This is a genomic window from Burkholderia cepacia, assembly GCF_001718835.1.
GTDB lineage: Bacteria > Pseudomonadota > Gammaproteobacteria > Burkholderiales > Burkholderiaceae > Burkholderia > Burkholderia cepacia_F.
The window spans coordinates 350524-367186 of sequence record NZ_CP013443.1 but is presented as its reverse complement, the minus strand read 5'-3'; the positions used below and the strand labels follow the sequence as shown (position 1 = coordinate 367186).

The 16663-nt window shown below is 61.6% G+C and carries 17 protein-coding genes; all 17 read right to left on the bottom strand.

Annotated elements, in window-relative coordinates:
• Window positions 1-103 precede the first annotated feature (103 nt).
• The 17 genes from rpsQ to rpoC all read right to left on the bottom strand — a co-directional run bounded on the left by rpsQ (window position 104) and on the right by rpoC (window position 16662).
• Window positions 104-376, bottom strand: a complete 273-nt coding sequence (gene rpsQ, locus WT26_RS04965) for a 30S ribosomal protein S17 (protein ID WP_006477189.1) — start codon at window positions 374-376, stop codon at window positions 104-106.
• Complete coding sequence (rpmC, locus tag WT26_RS04960; protein WP_006400652.1) at window positions 373-567, bottom strand: 50S ribosomal protein L29; 195 nt, start codon at window positions 565-567, stop codon at window positions 373-375. The genes rpsQ and rpmC overlap by 4 nt, the downstream gene beginning before the upstream one ends.
• A gap of 9 nt (window positions 568-576) precedes the next feature.
• On the bottom strand, window positions 577-993 hold the full coding sequence (rplP, locus tag WT26_RS04955) for a 50S ribosomal protein L16 (protein WP_006482873.1): 417 nt from the start codon (window positions 991-993) through the stop codon (window positions 577-579).
• Between the two features lie 2 nt (window positions 994-995).
• On the bottom strand, window positions 996-1796 hold the full coding sequence (rpsC, locus tag WT26_RS04950) for a 30S ribosomal protein S3 (protein WP_006482899.1): 801 nt from the start codon (window positions 1794-1796) through the stop codon (window positions 996-998).
• 11 nt (window positions 1797-1807) lie between these two features.
• Window positions 1808-2137 carry a 50S ribosomal protein L22 gene (gene rplV, locus WT26_RS04945; RefSeq protein WP_004199272.1) on the bottom strand — a complete coding sequence of 110 codons (330 nt, stop codon included), beginning with the start codon at window positions 2135-2137 and terminating at the stop codon, window positions 1808-1810.
• A gap of 12 nt (window positions 2138-2149) precedes the next feature.
• Entirely contained in the window at window positions 2150-2425 is a 276-nt protein-coding gene (gene rpsS, locus WT26_RS04940; protein WP_004199273.1) for a 30S ribosomal protein S19, read from the bottom strand.
• Window positions 2426-2435: 10 nt separating this feature from the next.
• On the bottom strand, window positions 2436-3263 hold the full coding sequence (gene rplB / locus WT26_RS04935; protein WP_006482900.1) for a 50S ribosomal protein L2: 828 nt from the start codon (window positions 3261-3263) through the stop codon (window positions 2436-2438).
• A gap of 2 nt (window positions 3264-3265) precedes the next feature.
• Window positions 3266-3580, bottom strand: a complete 315-nt coding sequence (gene rplW, locus WT26_RS04930) for a 50S ribosomal protein L23 (RefSeq protein ID WP_004199275.1) — start codon at window positions 3578-3580, stop codon at window positions 3266-3268.
• Window positions 3577-4197 (bottom strand): 50S ribosomal protein L4, encoded by a 621-nt coding sequence (gene rplD / locus WT26_RS04925; RefSeq protein WP_006477192.1) that lies wholly within the window; start codon window positions 4195-4197, stop codon window positions 3577-3579. The genes rplW and rplD overlap by 4 nt, the downstream gene beginning before the upstream one ends.
• Window positions 4197-4847 carry a 50S ribosomal protein L3 gene (gene rplC, locus WT26_RS04920; RefSeq protein ID WP_006482922.1) on the bottom strand — a complete coding sequence of 217 codons (651 nt, stop codon included), beginning with the start codon at window positions 4845-4847 and terminating at the stop codon, window positions 4197-4199. Before rplC ends, rplD begins: the two co-directional genes overlap by 1 nt.
• Before the next feature lie 179 nt (window positions 4848-5026).
• Window positions 5027-5338 carry a 30S ribosomal protein S10 gene (gene rpsJ / locus WT26_RS04915; protein ID WP_004199280.1) on the bottom strand — a complete coding sequence of 104 codons (312 nt, stop codon included), beginning with the start codon at window positions 5336-5338 and terminating at the stop codon, window positions 5027-5029.
• Between the two features lie 286 nt (window positions 5339-5624).
• Entirely contained in the window at window positions 5625-6815 is a 1191-nt protein-coding gene (tuf, locus tag WT26_RS04910; RefSeq protein ID WP_057056448.1) for an elongation factor Tu, read from the bottom strand.
• Between the two features lie 39 nt (window positions 6816-6854).
• Window positions 6855-8957 carry an elongation factor G gene (gene fusA / locus WT26_RS04905; protein WP_021161762.1) on the bottom strand — a complete coding sequence of 701 codons (2103 nt, stop codon included), beginning with the start codon at window positions 8955-8957 and terminating at the stop codon, window positions 6855-6857.
• A 123-nt stretch (window positions 8958-9080) separates the two neighbouring features.
• Window positions 9081-9551, bottom strand: a complete 471-nt coding sequence (gene rpsG / locus WT26_RS04900) for a 30S ribosomal protein S7 (RefSeq protein ID WP_006477195.1) — start codon at window positions 9549-9551, stop codon at window positions 9081-9083.
• Window positions 9552-9723: 172 nt separating this feature from the next.
• On the bottom strand, window positions 9724-10104 hold the full coding sequence (gene rpsL, locus WT26_RS04895; protein ID WP_006400662.1) for a 30S ribosomal protein S12: 381 nt from the start codon (window positions 10102-10104) through the stop codon (window positions 9724-9726).
• Between the two features lie 227 nt (window positions 10105-10331).
• Complete coding sequence (gene recQ / locus WT26_RS04890; RefSeq protein WP_069272302.1) at window positions 10332-12179, bottom strand: DNA helicase RecQ; 1848 nt, start codon at window positions 12177-12179, stop codon at window positions 10332-10334.
• 235 nt (window positions 12180-12414) lie between these two features.
• The gene (gene rpoC / locus WT26_RS04885) at window positions 12415-16662 is read right to left on the bottom strand and encodes a DNA-directed RNA polymerase subunit beta' (protein WP_059522251.1); all 4248 of its coding nucleotides are present in this window, start codon (window positions 16660-16662) and stop codon (window positions 12415-12417) included.
• Between the last annotated feature and the right edge of the window lies 1 nt (window position 16663).

Sequence of the window (16663 nt, the reverse complement as noted above, 5' to 3'; positions counted from 1 at the left end):
AAGACCGGGATTATAACAAATAATCCCGGTCACGCAAGCAAAAACTTTGCGATTTCAAGCACTTCGTGGAGAAGTGCCGGTTACTGCCTACTGCGCTGCCCGCTTAGATGACGCGAGCTGCTTCGACGAGGCGCGACACCGTCCAGGCCTTCGTCTTCGAAACAGGACGCGTTTCCTGGATTTCGACGAGATCGCCTTCGTTGTAGGTGTTCGCTTCATCATGCGCGTGGTACTTCTTCGAGCGCACGACATACTTGCCGTAGATCGGATGCTTGACGCGGTGCTCGATCAGCACGGTGACGGTCTTGTCCATCTTGTTGCTGACGACCCGACCGACCAGCGTCCGCTTCAGCGAGGTTTTCACGCTATCGTTCATTTCTGGTTCGCCTTCTGAGTCATGACGGTCCGCACACGTGCGATGTCGCGACGAACCTTCTTCAGCTGGCTCGTGTTCGTGAGCTGCTGGGTCGCGAGTTGCATGCGCAGGCCGAATTGCGCCTTCAGCAGGTCCGCCAGCTCCTTGTTGAGCGCGGCCTGGTCTTTCTGGAGAAGTTCGGAAGCCTTCATGTTTTCTCCTTAGGCGCCGAGCTGGCGCACGATGAATGCCGTCTTCAGCGGCAGCTTGGCTGCAGCCAGACGGAACGCTTCGCGTGCCAGTTCTTCGGTTACGCCGTCCATTTCATAGAGCATCTTGCCCGGCTGAATCTCGGCGACGTAGTACTCCGGGTTACCCTTACCGTTACCCATACGCACTTCGGCCGGCTTCTGCGAAATCGGCTTGTCCGGGAAGATCCGGATCCAGATGCGGCCGCCACGCTTGATGTGACGCGTCATTGCACGACGCGCCGCTTCAATCTGACGTGCGGTCAAACGACCGCGACCGATCGCCTTCAGACCGAATTCACCGAACGACACTGCGTTGCCGCGCGTCGCCTTGCCGGTGTTACGACCCTTCTGCTCTTTACGATACTTTCTGCGTTTCGGTTGCAGCATCGTTATTCTCCAGTCTTGCCGTCTTCGGGCTTGCCGGCGCCGCGGCGCGGTGCGCCACGACGAGCACCCGGAGCGCCGCCTTCGCCGTCACGGCGCGGACGACGGTCGCCCGGACGCGCATTGCGACGCGGACGCTTGTCTTCGGCTACTTCTTCCACCACCGGTGCGTCGTTGCGGCCGAGCGTGTCGCCCTTGTAAACCCACACCTTGACGCCGATGATCCCGTAGGTCGTCTTCGCTTCCGAAGTCGCGTAGTCGATATCAGCACGCAGCGTGTGAAGGGGCACGCGACCTTCGCGATACCACTCCGTACGAGCGATTTCGATACCGTTCAGACGGCCCGCGCTCATGATCTTGATGCCTTGAGCACCCAGACGCATCGCGTTCTGCATCGCACGCTTCATCGCGCGACGGAACATGATCCGGCGCTCGAGCTGTTGCGTGATCGAGTCAGCGATCAGTTGAGCATCGGTTTCCGGCTTGCGGATTTCTTCGATGTTGACGTGAACCGGCACGCCCATGCGGCGTTGCAGTTCCGTCTTCAGCTGTTCGATATCCTCGCCCTTCTTGCCGATGACCACGCCCGGACGCGAGCTGTAAATCGTGATGCGCGCGTTCTTCGCCGGACGCTCGATGACGACCCGACCGACCGAAGCGTTCTTCAGCTTCTTCTTCAGGTATTCACGAACACCGATGTCTTCCTGAAGCATCGCCGCGAAATTGTTGTTGTTCGCGTACCAACGCGAAGCCCAATTGCGGCTGACAGCCAGGCGGAAGCCAGTCGGATGAATTTTCTGTCCCATCGTATGGCTCCTTAATTCCCGACCGTCACAGTGATGTGACAGGATTGCTTCTCGATGCGGTTACCGCGGCCCTTGGCGCGCGCGGTGAAACGCTTGAGCGATGCAGCCTTGTCGACGTAGATGCTCTTGATCTTGAGCTCGTCGATATCGGCGCCTTCGTTGTGCTCCGCATTCGCGATTGCCGACAGCACAACCTTCTTCACGATGCCAGCCGCTTTCTTCGGCGAGAACGTCAGAACGTTCAGCGCCTTGTCGACCGGCAAACCGCGGATCTGGTCAGCCACAAGGCGCGTTTTTTGCGCCGAGATGCGGGCACCGCGATGAATTGCTTTCACTTCCATCTTGATTGCCCCTTATTTCTTGGCCTTCTTGTCGGCCGCGTGACCCTTGAACGTACGGGTCAGTGCGAACTCGCCAAGCTTGTGGCCGACCATGTTTTCCGAGATGTACACCGGAACGTGTTGACGGCCGTTGTGAACGGCGATCGTCAGGCCGATGAAATCCGGCAGAATCGTCGAGCGACGCGACCAGGTCTTGATCGGCTTTTTGTCGCGCGAAGCTGCAGCCGCCTCAACTTTCTTCAGCAAATGGGCGTCGCAGAACGGACCTTTTTTTACAGAACGTGCCATTGCCTACTCCTTAACGCTTGTGACGGCGCTGGACGATCATCGTCGTCGTGCGCTTGTTGCTACGGGTGCGATAACCCTTAGCCGGCGTACCCCACGGGCTGACCGGATCGCGACCTGCAGCCGTCTTGCCCTCACCACCACCGTGCGGGTGATCAACCGGGTTCATCGCAACGCCACGCACCGTCGGGCGGATACCGCGCCAGCGGTTCGCGCCAGCCTTGCCGATCTGGCGCAGGCTATGCTCTTCGTTGCCGACTTCACCGATCGTTGCACGGCACTCGATGTGCACGCGGCGGATTTCGCCCGAACGCAGACGAACCTGCGCGTAGACGCCTTCACGGGCGAGCAGCATGGCCGACGTACCAGCCGAACGCGCCATTTGCGCGCCCTTGCCCGGCAGCATCTCGATGCAGTGGATCGTCGTACCGACCGGAATGTTGCGGATCGGCAGCGTGTTGCCTGCGCGGATCGGCGCTTCCGAACCCGACATCAGCTGTTGGCCGACGGTCAGGCCCTTCGGGGCGATGATGTAGCGACGTTCGCCGTCTGCGTAAAGCACCAGCGCGATGTTCGCGCTACGGTTCGGGTCGTACTCGAGACGCTCGACCTTTGCCGGGATGCCATCCTTCGTGCGACGGAAATCGACGATACGATAGTGCTGCTTGTGACCACCACCCTTGTGACGCGTGGTGATACGGCCATTGTTGTTACGGCCGGCGGTCGAGCTCTGCGAGTCGAGCAGTGCCGCGAACGGCTTGCCCTGGTGCAGGTTCTTGTTGACCACCTTGACCATCGCGCGGCGACCCGGCGATGTCGGCTTAACTTTAACGATTGCCATGATTACTTGGCCTCCGCTTCAAAGTTGATTTCCTGGCCGGGCTTCAGGCAAACGTACGCCTTCTTCACGTCCTTGCGGCGGCCCATCGAACGGCCGAAGCGCTTTTGCTTGCCCTTCTGAACCAGCACGTTGACGGAATCAACTTCAACCTTGAACAGCAGCTCGACAGCCGCCTTCACTTCCTGCTTCGTGGCATCCGGTGCGACTTCGAACACGACTTGCTCGTTCTTGTCGGCAACCAGCGTCGCCTTTTCCGAGATCACCGGTGCGAGCAGGACCTGCATCAAACGATGATCGTTCTTGCGAATCTCGCTCATGACAGCAACTCCTCGATCTGGGCGACCGCAGCCTTCGTGACCAGCACTTTCTTGAAGTAGATCAGCGACAGCGGGTCAGCGTAGCGCGGCTCGACAATTGCCACGTGCGGCAGGTTGCGCGATGCCAGGTACAGGTTTTCGTCAACCGTGTCGGTGATGATCAGCACGGAGTCGAGACCCATGGTCTTGAATTTGTCGGCCAGCAGCTTGGTCTTCGGCGCTTCGAGGATGATGTCCTCGACGACCGACAGGCGGCCTTCACGGGCCAGCTGCGAGAAGATCGAGCAGAGACCTGCGCGATGCATCTTCTTGTTGACCTTGTGCGAGAAGTTTTCTTCCGGCGAATTCGGGAAGATACGACCACCGCCACGCCACAGCGGGCTCGACGACATACCGGCACGAGCACGGCCCGTACCCTTCTGGCGCCACGGCTTCTTGGTCGTGTGCTTGACTTGCTCACGGTCCTTCTGTGCGCGGTTACCCTGGCGAGCATTCGCCTGGTAAGCGACGACGACCTGGTGGATCAGCGCTTCGTTGTAGTCACGACCGAACACGACGTCCGATGCGTTGACCACTGCACCTTCCTGACCATTTTCGTTCAGGAGCTTGAGTTCCATTATTTCGCCCCCTTGGTCTTGACGGCCGGCGTCACGAAGACCTTGCCGCCCTTCGCGCCCGGAATCGCGCCCTTCACGAGCAGCAGCTTGCGCTCTGCGTCGATACGGGCGATTTCGAGGTTCTGCACCGTCACCGTCACGTCACCCATGTGACCCGTCATGCGTTTACCCGGGAAAACACGACCCGGATCCTGCGCCATACCGATCGAGCCCGGCACGTTGTGCGAGCGCGAGTTACCGTGCGTCGCACGGCCGGAGGAGAAGTTGTAACGCTTGATCGTACCGGCGTAGCCCTTACCGATCGACACGCCTTGCACGTCGACCTTCTGGCCCACTTCGAAAAGATCGGCACCGACCACGGCGCCATTCGACAGCTCGGCTGCCTTGGCCGCGTCAATGCGGAATTCCTTGAGGATTTCACCGGCTTCGACACCGGCTTTGGCGAGATGACCTGCCAGCGGCTTCGTCACGCGCGATGCACGACGGGAGCCGAATGCAACCTGCACGGCCGTGTAGCCGTCGGTTTCAACAGTCTTGATCTGCGTCACGCGGTTGTCCGACACGTCCAGCACGGTGACGGGAATCGAATCCCCTTCAGCCGTGAAGATACGGGTCATGCCAACCTTGCGACCTACGAGTCCAAGGCTCATCATTTTCTCCATTCCCGACTGCGATTGGTCGGGGCTGATTTACAAAATGCCGGGCACGCAAGGCCCAACTTTTTTACGCGAATACGCGAAAAGCCAAGCAGTATAGCCCGACTTCTCGATTTCCGCAAGCAATAACAAAGACTTAGCGCCACCCGGCATGCCAGCTGGCGCCGAAAGCCTTACTGCAGCTTGATTTCCACGTCGACGCCAGCCGGCAGGTCGAGCTTCATCAGCGCGTCAACCGTCTTGTCGGTCGGATCGACGATGTCCATCAGGCGCTGGTGGGTACGGATTTCGAGCTGATCGCGCGACGTCTTGTTGACGTGCGGCGAACGCAGGATGTCAAAACGCTGAATGCGCGTCGGCAGCGGCACCGGGCCACGGACGATTGCGCCAGTCCGCTTCGCGGTATCGACGATTTCGGCAGCCGATTGATCGATCAGACGATAGTCGAAAGCCTTCAGGCGAATGCGGATTTTCTGTTGCTGCATGACGATTCCTTGAAAAGAGCGAGGCGATGTTGCACCGCCGGACACCAAAAGAACGCGAAACCTGCTGCCTGCGGGGAGCGAAGCGACAGGTTCCGAACGGTACTTCCACTGCTAAGCCCGCGATTCTACACGAAAAAATAAAGCGGTGGTGCGGGTTTGTCGCCACCCGCAACGGGGTGCCGGAAAAACAAAACCGGGTGCCAGCACAAGCTGGACACCCGGTTTCGACGGTACAGCCGCGTACCGCGGAATCGCAGGCCCCGCCGGGGCCCGCGGATCGTCGATCTTAGTCGAGGATCTTGGCGACGACGCCGGCGCCGACCGTACGGCCGCCTTCACGGATTGCGAAGCGCAGACCTTCTTCCATCGCGATCGGAGCGATCAGCTTCACCGTGATCGACACGTTGTCGCCCGGCATCACCATTTCCTTGTCCTTCGGCAGCTCGATCGAGCCCGTCACGTCCGTCGTACGGAAGTAGAACTGCGGACGGTAGTTGTTGAAGAACGGCGTGTGGCGGCCGCCTTCGTCCTTGCTCAGCACGTACACTTCAGCCGTGAAGTGCGTGTGCGGCGTGATCGAACCCGGCTTCGCCAGAACCTGGCCACGCTCCACGTCTTCACGCTTCGTGCCGCGCAGCAGGATACCGACGTTGTCGCCTGCCTGACCCTGGTCCAGCAGCTTGCGGAACATTTCAACGCCCGTGCAGGTCGTCTTCACCGTCGGCTTGATACCGACGATTTCGATTTCTTCGCCGACCTTCACGATGCCGCGCTCGACACGACCCGTCACCACCGTACCGCGGCCCGAGATCGAGAACACGTCTTCCACCGGCATCAGGAACGCGCCGTCAACTGCACGCTCCGGCGTCGGGATGTACGTGTCCAGCGCGTCTGCCAAGCTCATGATCGCCACTTCGCCCAGCTCGCCCGTGTCGCCTTCCAGCGCCAGCTTGGCCGAACCCTTCACGATCGGCGTGTCGTCGCCCGGGAAGTCGTACTTCGACAGCAGCTCGCGAACTTCCATCTCGACCAGCTCGAGCAGTTCTGCGTCGTCCACCATGTCGCACTTGTTCAGGAACACGATGATGTACGGAACGCCAACCTGACGCGCCAGCAGGATGTGCTCACGCGTTTGCGGCATCGGGCCGTCTGCTGCCGAGCAAACCAGGATCGCGCCGTCCATCTGCGCCGCGCCCGTGATCATGTTCTTCACATAGTCAGCGTGGCCCGGGCAGTCGACGTGTGCGTAGTGGCGGTTAGCCGTTTCGTACTCGACGTGTGCCGTGTTGATCGTGATGCCGCGCGCCTTTTCTTCCGGTGCCGCGTCGATCTGGTCGTACGCCTTCGCTTCGCCGCCGAACTTCTTCGTCAGAACCGTCGTGATCGCTGCCGTCAGCGTCGTCTTGCCGTGGTCAACGTGACCAATCGTACCAACGTTCACGTGCGGCTTGGTCCGCTCGAATTTACCTTTTGCCATGATTCTCTTCTTTCAAAAATTATCGATTGAGATAGCGAATTACTTCGACTTCGCGCTGATGATCGCATCAGCAACGTTGCGCGGAGCTTCAGCGTAGTGCTTGAACTCCATCGTGTACGTTGCACGACCTTGCGTCAGCGAGCGCAGCGACGTCGAATAGCCGAACATTTCCGACAGCGGCACTTCGGCGCGCACGATCTTGCCGCCGCCAACCATGTCTTCCATGCCCTGGACGATACCGCGACGGCCCGACAGGTCGCCCATCACGTTGCCCATGTAGTCTTCCGGCGTCTCGACTTCGACAGCCATCATCGGCTCGAGGACGACCGGGTTCGCCTTGCGCATCGCTTCCTTGAACGCCATCGAACCGGCCATGCGGAACGCGTTTTCGTTCGAGTCAACGTCGTGGTACGAACCGAACGTCAGGTGAACCTTCACGTCGACGACCGGGAAGCCAGCCAGCACGCCCGACTTCAGCGTGTCCTGAATACCCTTGTCGACCGCCGGGATGTATTCACGCGGAATCACACCGCCCTTGATCTCGTCGAAGAACTCGTAGCCCTTGCCTTGCTCGTTCGGCTCGAGCGTGATGACCGCGTGACCGTACTGGCCGCGACCACCCGACTGCTTGACGAACTTGCCGTCGACGTCCTTCGCCGTCGAACGGATCGTTTCGCGGTATGCAACCTGCGGCTTGCCGACGGTTGCTTCCACGCCGAATTCACGCTTCATCCGGTCGACCAGAATTTCGAGGTGGAGCTCGCCCATGCCCGAAATGATGGTCTGGCCCGACTCTTCGTCGGTCTGCACGCGGAACGACGGATCTTCCTGTGCCAGGCGGTTCAGCGCCAGGCCCATCTTTTCCTGGTCAGCCTTGGTCTTCGGCTCGACAGCCTGCGAAATCACCGGCTCCGGGAACACCATGCGCTCGAGCACGATCGGGTTTGCCGGATCGCACAGCGTGTCGCCGGTGGTCGCTTCCTTCAGGCCGACCGCAGCAGCGATGTCGCCTGCACGGACTTCCTTGATTTCTTCACGCTGGTTCGCGTGCATCTGCAGAATACGGCCGAGGCGTTCCTTCTTGCCCTTGGTCGAGTTCAGCAGCGTGTCGCCCGAATTGACGACGCCCGAGTACACACGGAAGAAGATCAGCTGGCCGACGAACGGGTCGGTCATGATCTTGAACGCGAGCGACGAGAACTTCTCGTCGTCCGACGCCTTGCGCTCCGCTTCTTCACCATTTTCGAGCTCGCCCTTGACCGGCGGGATGTCGACCGGCGACGGCAGGAAGTCGATCACGGCGTCGAGCATACGCTGCACGCCCTTGTTCTTGAACGCGGTACCGCACAGCATCGGCTGGATTTCGCACGCGATCGTACGGTCGCGCAGCGCCTTGACGATGTCGGCTTCCGGCAGATCGCCTTCTTCCAGGTACTTGTTCATCAGGTCTTCGCTGGCTTCGGCAGCCACTTCGACCATCTTCTCGCGCCATTCCTTGCAGGTCTCCGCGAGCTCGGCCGGGATGTCGACGTAGTCGAACTTCGTGCCTTGCGACGCTTCGTCCCAAATGATCGCCTTCATCTTGATCAGGTCGACGACGCCCTTGAAGTTTTCTTCCGCGCCGATCGGCACCACGACCGGAACCGGGTTCGCCTTCAGGCGCAGACGGAGCTGGTCGTAGACCTTGAAGAAGTTCGCGCCGGTACGGTCCATCTTGTTGACGAACGCGAGACGCGGCACCTTGTACTTGTTAGCCTGGCGCCACACCGTTTCCGACTGCGGCTGCACGCCGCCCACTGCGCAGTACACCATGCACGCGCCGTCGAGCACGCGCATCGAACGCTCCACTTCGATCGTGAAGTCGACGTGACCCGGGGTGTCGATGATGTTGATGCGGTGTTCCGGATAGTTGCCGCCCATGCCCTTCCAGAAGGCCGTGGTAGCAGCGGACGTGATCGTGATGCCACGTTCCTGTTCCTGCTCCATCCAGTCCATCGTGGCTGCGCCGTCGTGGACTTCACCGATCTTGTGGTTCACACCGGTGTAAAACAGAATGCGCTCGGTCGTCGTCGTTTTGCCGGCGTCGATGTGAGCGCTAATACCGATATTGCGGTAGCGCTCGATAGGAGTCTTGCGAGCCACTTTGATCCTCTACTGGGATGACACGATGCAGCCCTGCTGCATCGTGCTTCAACACAAACGGGCGAGGCGCCTGAAAAGCGCACCCGCCCGGAATTTATTTCCGCAAACAGCCCAGCCAGGCGCTTAGAAACGGAAATGCGAGAACGCGCGGTTGGCTTCTGCCATGCGGTGAACTTCATCGCGCTTCTTCATCGCGCCGCCACGGCCTTCGGCCGCTTCGGAGAGTTCACCTGCCAGGCGCAGAGCCATCGACTTCTCGCTGCGCTTCTTCGCAGCCTCGCGCAGCCAGCGCATCGCCAATGCCATACGACGCGACGGGCGCACTTCGACCGGAACTTGATAGTTGGCACCACCAACGCGGCGGCTCTTCACTTCGACCACCGGCTTGACGTTGTTGAGCGCAACCGTGAACACTTCCAGCGGGTCCTTGCCACCCTTGGTCTGGATCTGTTCGAATGCGCCATAAACGATGCGCTCTGCGACCGACTTCTTGCCGGACAGCATCAGCATGTTCATGAACTTGGCTACATCAACGTTACCGAACTTCGGATCCGGCAACACTTCCCGCTTGGGGACTTCGCGACGACGCGGCATGATTCTTCCTTTACTTGTTCAGTTGGAGCTGGTTCCAGCTCCGCGGCCACCAACAAACCCGATCACATCTTCACGACTAACCAGCTTGGCCGGGTGACCACTTACTCGACAGCACCGGCAATCCGGAACTCCCGCCTTGACCGCCCTGCGGCGATCCCTGATCAAAAACTGCTTACTTGGCAGCCTTTGCACGCTTCGCGCCGTACTTCGAGCGCGCTTGCTTACGATCCTTGACGCCCTGGGTATCCAGCGAGCCGCGAACCATGTGGTAACGCACACCCGGCAAGTCCTTCACACGGCCGCCGCGGATCAGCACAACCGAGTGTTCCTGCAGGTTGTGGCCTTCACCGCCGATGTACGAAATCACTTCGAAGCCGTTCGTCAGACGAACCTTGGCGACCTTACGGAGTGCCGAGTTCGGCTTCTTCGGCGTCGTCGTGTACACACGGGTGCACACGCCGCGACGCTGGGGGCAGTCCTGCAGGGCCGGGCTCTTGCTCTTCGTCGTTTCCGACTGACGGCCTTTGCGAACCAGTTGGTTGATGGTTGGCATTGTTTATTCCTGAAATTGAACAAAATCCGCACATCGATTTCGGGCAAAGCGAGAATCGACGCACAGTTGACTTCCGAACCGGCGAAACGGGTGCGAGCTTTCGAACGCGACTCGGCCCACCGAATACCGGAACCCAGCATGATATTCCGGAAATGCCAACTAAGTCAACGGCTTGCGTGATTCGCCGGCCGGCCGCGTGGTTTACCGGAAGGGTCGGAACGCCTGTGTCAGGCCGACTCGACGACGTCGATGATCTCGTCGCCGAAGCGCTCCAGCTTGCGCACCCCCATGCCGGGGATATGGCGCAGGTCGTCGATCGTCTCCGGCGCGTTGCGCGCGATCTCGGCGAGCGTCGCGTCGTGGAAGATCACATAGGCCGGCACACCGTCCGTCTTCGCCGTTTCCGCACGCCACGCGCGCAGCGCATCCCACCGTGCGCGCTCGCGCGTGCCCATGCCGGCCGTCGGATCGACGCGCGTGCCGCTGCGGCTCGACGACTGACGCGTGCGCTGCGGCTTCACGTAGCGGCGCAGCGTGACCTTCTCCTCGTTCTTCAGCACCGGCTTCGCGGCCTCGGTCAGCACGAGCGCACCGAAGCCGCCGTGATCGACGGCCAGGTAGCCGTACGCGACGAGCTGCCGGAATATCGCGCGCCACTCGGGCTCCGACAGCGACGCGCCGATCCCGAACGTCGTCAGCTGGTCGTGACCCCGCTGCAACACCTTCTCGGTACGCCCGCCGCGCAGGATCTCGATCAGGTGGCTCGAGCCGAAATTGAAGCCGCTCGCGCGCTGCGCGCGGAACACGCACGACAGCGCCATCTGCGCCTCACGCGTCGCGTCCCACGAAGCGGGCGGCTCGAGGCACGTATCGCAGTTGCCGCACGGCTTGCTCTCCTCGCCGAAGTAGTTCAGCAGCCGGACGCGGCGGCACGAGATCGTCTCGCACAGCCCGAGCAGCGCGTCGAGCTTCGACGTCTGGACGCGCTTGTGTGCGTCGTCCGCATCCGATTCGTCGATCATCTTGCGCTGCTGGACGACGTCGCCGAGCCCGTACGCCATCCACGCATTCGCGGGCATCCCGTCGCGGCCGGCGCGGCCCGTTTCCTGGTAGTAGCCTTCGACGCTCTTCGGCAGATCCAGGTGCGCGACGAAGCGTACGTCCGGCTTGTCGATGCCCATGCCGAACGCGATGGTCGCGCACATCACGATGCCTTCCTCGCGCTGGAACATCTCCTGGTGCTTCTGCCGCACCTCGAACTCCATCCCCGCGTGATACGGCAGCGCACGCACGCCTTGCGCCTTCAGCCATTCGGCCGTTTCCTCGACCTTGCGACGCGACAGGCAATAGACGACACCCGCATCCGTCGTGCCGTCGGCATTCGTGTGCTCGGCGCGGATGAAATCGAGCAGCTGCGATCGCGCATTGTCCTTTTCGACGATCCGGTAGCGGATGTTCGGGCGGTCGAAGCTCGACACGAACACGCGTGCGTCGTCGAGCGCGAGACGGTGGATGATCTCGTCGCGCGTGATCGCATCGGCCGTCGCGGTCAATGCGATGCGCGGCACCGACGGGAATCGCTCGTGCAGCACCGACAGCTGGATGTACTCCGGGCGGAAATCGTGCCCCCATTGCGACACGCAGTGCGCTTCGTCGATCGCGAACAGGCCGATCTTCGCGCGCTCGAGCAGGTCGAGGAAGCGCCCCGTCATCAGCCGTTCGGGCGCGACGTACAGCAGGTCGATTTCGCCTTCGCGCAGTGCGCGCTCGGTCGCCGCGGCCTCGGCGCCCGACAGCGTCGAGTTCAGGTACGCCGCGCGCACGCCCACTTCGCTCAGTGCGGCCACCTGGTCCTGCATCAGCGCGATCAGCGGCGACACGACGATACCGGCACCATGCCCGGCCTCGCGACGCAGCAGCGCCGGAATCTGGTAGCACAGCGACTTGCCGCCGCCGGTCGGCATCAGCACGAGACAGTCGCCGCCGCCGGCGACGTGTTCGACGATTTCGCCCTGCTGGCCGCGAAAAGCGGGATAACCAAATACTTCGTCGAGGATTTCGAGGGCGCGGGACATGAAAGAGGACGGGGACGGCTAGACGATGACCGCAATTTTAACAACCCGCTCGCGGGACGCGTGGCGAATCGCGCAACGTTGGCCATCCGGACGGGTTCCGTTCGCGTGCATGACGGGCCTGCGGCAGGCGCGCTCGCAAGCCCGTCACGCGCGCGAACGACGGAAAAAAAAACCGCCCAGTCGAAACTGGGCGGTTTCAGCGACAGCGTAGCGAGGCGGCTCGCGCCGCCCGCGCTTACTCGGCTGCCGGGTGCTGTTGCGGCTCTTCCGCGGCAGGCGTGCTCGGCGTGCCGAAATCGAACGCCTCTTCCGCTGCGATCTGGTCGAAACGCTCGCGATCCGACGATTCCTTCGCCTTGCGTGCCTTGTGGAACGCGAGACCCGTACCGGCCGGAATCAGACGGCCGACGATCACGTTTTCCTTCAGGCCGCGCAGATCGTCGCGCTTGCCCATGATCGCCGCTTCGGTCAGCACGCGGGTCGTTTCCTGGAACGATGCCGCGGAGATGAACGAGTCGGTCGACAGCGATGCCTTCGTGATACCGAGCAGCACGTTGTCGTACGAAGCCGGACGCTTGTCCTCGGCGATCATGCGATCGTTCTCGTCCAGCATGTCGGAACGCTCGACCTGTTCGCCCGGGATGAAGCGCGTATCACCGTTGTCGGTGATCTGCACACGACGCAGCATCTGGCGAACGATCACCTCGATGTGCTTGTCGTTGATCTTCACGCCCTGCAGACGATACACGTCCTGCACTTCGTCGACGATGTAGCGCGACAGTGCCTCGATACCCTGCAGACGCAGGATGTCGTGCGGATCGGCCGGACCGTCCACGATCATTTCGCCCTTGTTGACGACCTGGGCATCGTGAACGAGAACCTGCTTTTCCTTCGCGATCAGGAACTCGTGCTGGTTGCCCTCGAGGTCCGTGATGACGAGACGCTGCTTGCCCTTCGTGTCCTTGCCGAACGACGTCGTACCGGTGACTTCCGCGAGGATGCCGGCATCCTTCGGCGAACGCGCTTCGAACAGTTCCGCCACCCGCGGCAGACCGCCGGTAATGTCACGCGTCTTCTGCGCTTCCGTCGGGATACGTGCGAGCACTTCACCGACCTGCACCTGCTGACCGTCCTTCACGGTAATCAGTGCGCCGACCTGGAAGCCGATCTGCACCGCGTGCTCCGTGCCCGGAATCTTCACTTCGTCGCCGTTCGCGTCGAGCAGCTTGACCTGCGGACGCACGCTCTTCGAAGCCTGCGAACCACGGCGCTTCACGTCGATCACGACCAGCGTCGACAGGCCGGTCACGTCGTCGATCTGCTTCGCGACGGTCACGCCTTCCTCGACGTTCTCGAACTTCACCGTACCACCGTACTCGGTGATGATCGGACGCGTCAGCGGATCCCACGTGGCAAGCTGCGTGCCGGCCTTGATCGTCGCGCCGTCGAGCTGCAGCAGCGTCGCGCCGTACGGCACTTTGTGACGCTCGCGCTCGCGACCGAAATCGTCGGTGATCATCGCTTCGCCCGAACGGGAAATGACGATCTGCTCGCCCTTCGCGTTCGTGACGTAACGCATCGTCGCCGTGAAGCGGACGATACCGTTGCTCTTCGCTTCGACCGACGAAGCCACTGCCGCACGCGATGCCGCACCACCGATGTGGAACGTACGCATCGTCAGCTGCGTGCCCGGTTCACCGATCGACTGTGCCGCGATCACGCCGACTGCTTCGCCGACGTTCACGAGCGAGCCGCGGCCGAGGTCACGGCCGTAGCACGACGCACACAGGCCGTAGCGCGTCTCGCAGGTCAGCGGCGTGCGCACGCGCACTTCGTCGATGCCGAGGCGTTCGATTTCCTCGACCGCCGTTTCGTCGAGCAGCGTGCCCGATTCGTACACCGTTTCCTGCGTTTCCGGGTTCACGACGTCCGCAACCGCAACGCGGCCGAGGATACGGTCGCGCAGCGCCTCGACGACTTCACCGCCTTCGACGAGTGCCTTCATCGCCACGCCGTTCGACGTGCCGCAATCGTCTTCCACGACGACCAGATCCTGCGTGACGTCGACGAGACGACGCGTCAGGTAACCCGAGTTCGCGGTCTTCAGTGCCGTATCAGCCAGACCCTTACGTGCACCGTGGGTCGAGATGAAGTACTGCAACACGTTCAGACCTTCGCGGAAGTTCGCGGTAATCGGCGTCTCGATAATCGAGCCGTCCGGCTTCGCCATCAGGCCGCGCATACCGGCCAGCTGACGAATCTGAACCGCCGAACCCCGGGCGCCCGAGTCGGCCATCATGTAGATCGAGTTGAACGACTCCTGGCGCGTCTCGTTGCCGTCGCGGTCCGTCACCGGCTCCGTCGACAGCTGCTCCATCATCGCCTTGCCGACCGCTTCCGACGTTGCCGACCAGATGTCGACCACGTTGTTGTAGCGTTCCTGCGCGGTGACGAGACCCGACATGTACTGGCGGTCGTACTCCTTCACCTTCTTCGCGGCGTCGCCGACGATCGTTTCCTTCTGCGGCGGCACGAGCATGTCGTCCACGCAGATCGAAATACCGGCGCGCGTCGCGAGACGGAAACCCGACTGCATCAGCTGGTCGGCAAACACCACCGTCGCGCGCAGACCGCACTTGCGGAACGCCGTGTTGATCAGGCGCGAGATTTCCTTCTTCTTCAGCGGCTTGTTCAGCACCGAGAACGGCAGGCCGTGCGGCAGGATCTCCGACAGGATCGCGCGGCCGACGGTCGTCGCGTACAGCGAGATCTTCGGCACGAACGGCGGCGCACCTTCCGACTTGTCCTCGTTGTGGACCATTTCGGTGATCCGCACGTTGACGCGCGATGCGAGCTCGACTTCCTTGTTCTCGTACGCGCGGATCACTTCCGACACGCCCGTGAACGACAGGCCTTCGCCCTTGCCGTTGACCGCTTCGCGGGTCGCGTAGTACAGACCCAGCACGATATCCTGCGACGGCACGATCGACGGATCGCCGTTGGCCGGGAACAGGACGTTGTTCGACGCCAGCATCAGCGTACGCGCTTCCATCTGCGCTTCGAGCGACAGCGGCACGTGAACGGCCATCTGGTCACCGTCGAAGTCGGCGTTGAACGCCGCGCAGACGAGCGGGTGCAGCTGAATTGCCTTGCCTTCGATCAGCACCGGCTCGAACGCCTGGATACCGAGACGGTGCAGCGTCGGCGCACGGTTCAGCATCACCGGATGCTCGCGGATCACCTCTTCGAGGATGTCCCACACCACCGGCGTCTGGTTCTCGACTTCCTTCTTCGCAGCCTTGATGGTCGTCGCGACGCCCATCACTTCCAGCTTGTTGAAGATGAACGGCTTGAACAGCTCGAGCGCCATCAGCTTCGGCAGACCGCACTGGTGCAGCTTCAGCGTCGGGCCGACCACGATGACCGAACGGCCCGAGTAGTCGACGCGCTTGCCCAGCAGGTTCTGACGGAAACGGCCGCCCTTGCCCTTGATCATGTCGGCGAGCGACTTCAGCGGACGCTTGTTCGCGCCCGTCATCGCCTTGCCGCGACGACCGTTGTCGAGCAGCGAGTCGACGGCTTCCTGCAGCATCCGCTTTTCGTTGCGGACGATGATTTCAGGGGCCTTCAGCTCGAGCAGGCGCTTCAACCGGTTGTTACGGTTGATCACGCGGCGATACAGGTCGTTCAGGTCCGACGTCGCGAAACGGCCGCCGTCCAGCGGCACGAGCGGACGCAGTTCCGGCGGCAGCACCGGCAGCACTTCGAGGATCATCCACTCGGGCTTGATGCCCGAGCGCTGGAATGCCTCGAGGACCTTCAGGCGCTTCGCGTACTTCTTGATCTTCGCTTCCGAGCCGGTGTTCTTCAGCTCGGTGCGCAGCGTCTCGACCTGCTCGTCGATGTTGATCGCGCGCAGCAGTTCACGCACGCCTTCCGCGCCCATTTCGGCACGGAATTCGTCGCCGTATTCCTCGACCTTGTTGTAGTAATCCTCTTCGGTCATGATCTGCCGCGCCTTCAGCGGCGTCATGCCCGGTTCGATCACCACGTACGCTTCGAAGTACAGCACGCGTTCGATGTCGCGCAGCGTCATGTCGAGCACCATGCCCAGACGCGACGGCAGCGACTTCAGGAACCAGATGTGCGCGACCGGCGAGGCCAGCTCGATGTGGCCCATCCGTTCGCGACGCACCTTCGCCAGCGTCACTTCGACGCCGCACTTCTCGCAGATCACGCCGCGGTGCTTCAGACGCTTGTACTTGCCGCACAGGCACTCGTAGTCCTTGATCGGCCCGAAGATCTTCGCGCAGAAGAGACCATCGCGTTCCGGCTTGAACGTACGGTAGTTGATGGTCTCCGGCTTCTTCACTTCGCCGAACGACCACGAACGGATCTTGTCCGGCGAGGCCAGACCGATCTTGATCGCGTCGAAAACTTCTTCCTGTTGGACTTGCTTGAATAGATCGAGCAGAGCTTTCATT

What these genes read in the sequence shown, in the direction of transcription:
- rpsQ (WP_006477189.1), bottom strand. Translation starts at nt 376, where the DNA reads ATGAACGATAGCGTGAAAACCTCGCTGAAGCGGACGCTGGTCGGTCGG.
- rpmC (WP_006400652.1), bottom strand. Translation starts at nt 567, where the DNA reads ATGAAGGCTTCCGAACTTCTCCAGAAAGACCAGGCCGCGCTCAACAAG.
- rplP (WP_006482873.1), bottom strand. Translation starts at nt 993, where the DNA reads ATGCTGCAACCGAAACGCAGAAAGTATCGTAAAGAGCAGAAGGGTCGT.
- rpsC (WP_006482899.1), bottom strand. Translation starts at nt 1,796, where the DNA reads ATGGGACAGAAAATTCATCCGACTGGCTTCCGCCTGGCTGTCAGCCGC.
- rplV (WP_004199272.1), bottom strand. Translation starts at nt 2,137, where the DNA reads ATGGAAGTGAAAGCAATTCATCGCGGTGCCCGCATCTCGGCGCAAAAA.
- rpsS (WP_004199273.1), bottom strand. Translation starts at nt 2,425, where the DNA reads ATGGCACGTTCTGTAAAAAAAGGTCCGTTCTGCGACGCCCATTTGCTG.
- rplB (WP_006482900.1), bottom strand. Translation starts at nt 3,263, where the DNA reads ATGGCAATCGTTAAAGTTAAGCCGACATCGCCGGGTCGCCGCGCGATG.
- rplW (WP_004199275.1), bottom strand. Translation starts at nt 3,580, where the DNA reads ATGAGCGAGATTCGCAAGAACGATCATCGTTTGATGCAGGTCCTGCTC.
- rplD (WP_006477192.1), bottom strand. Translation starts at nt 4,197, where the DNA reads ATGGAACTCAAGCTCCTGAACGAAAATGGTCAGGAAGGTGCAGTGGTC.
- rplC (WP_006482922.1), bottom strand. Translation starts at nt 4,847, where the DNA reads ATGAGCCTTGGACTCGTAGGTCGCAAGGTTGGCATGACCCGTATCTTC.
- rpsJ (WP_004199280.1), bottom strand. Translation starts at nt 5,338, where the DNA reads ATGCAGCAACAGAAAATCCGCATTCGCCTGAAGGCTTTCGACTATCGT.
- tuf (WP_057056448.1), bottom strand. Translation starts at nt 6,815, where the DNA reads ATGGCAAAAGGTAAATTCGAGCGGACCAAGCCGCACGTGAACGTTGGT.
- rpsG (WP_006477195.1), bottom strand. Translation starts at nt 9,551, where the DNA reads ATGCCGCGTCGTCGCGAAGTCCCCAAGCGGGAAGTGTTGCCGGATCCG.
- rpsL (WP_006400662.1), bottom strand. Translation starts at nt 10,104, where the DNA reads ATGCCAACCATCAACCAACTGGTTCGCAAAGGCCGTCAGTCGGAAACG.
- recQ (WP_069272302.1), bottom strand. Translation starts at nt 12,179, where the DNA reads ATGTCCCGCGCCCTCGAAATCCTCGACGAAGTATTTGGTTATCCCGCT.
- rpoC (WP_059522251.1), bottom strand. Translation starts at nt 16,662, where the DNA reads ATGAAAGCTCTGCTCGATCTATTCAAGCAAGTCCAACAGGAAGAAGTT.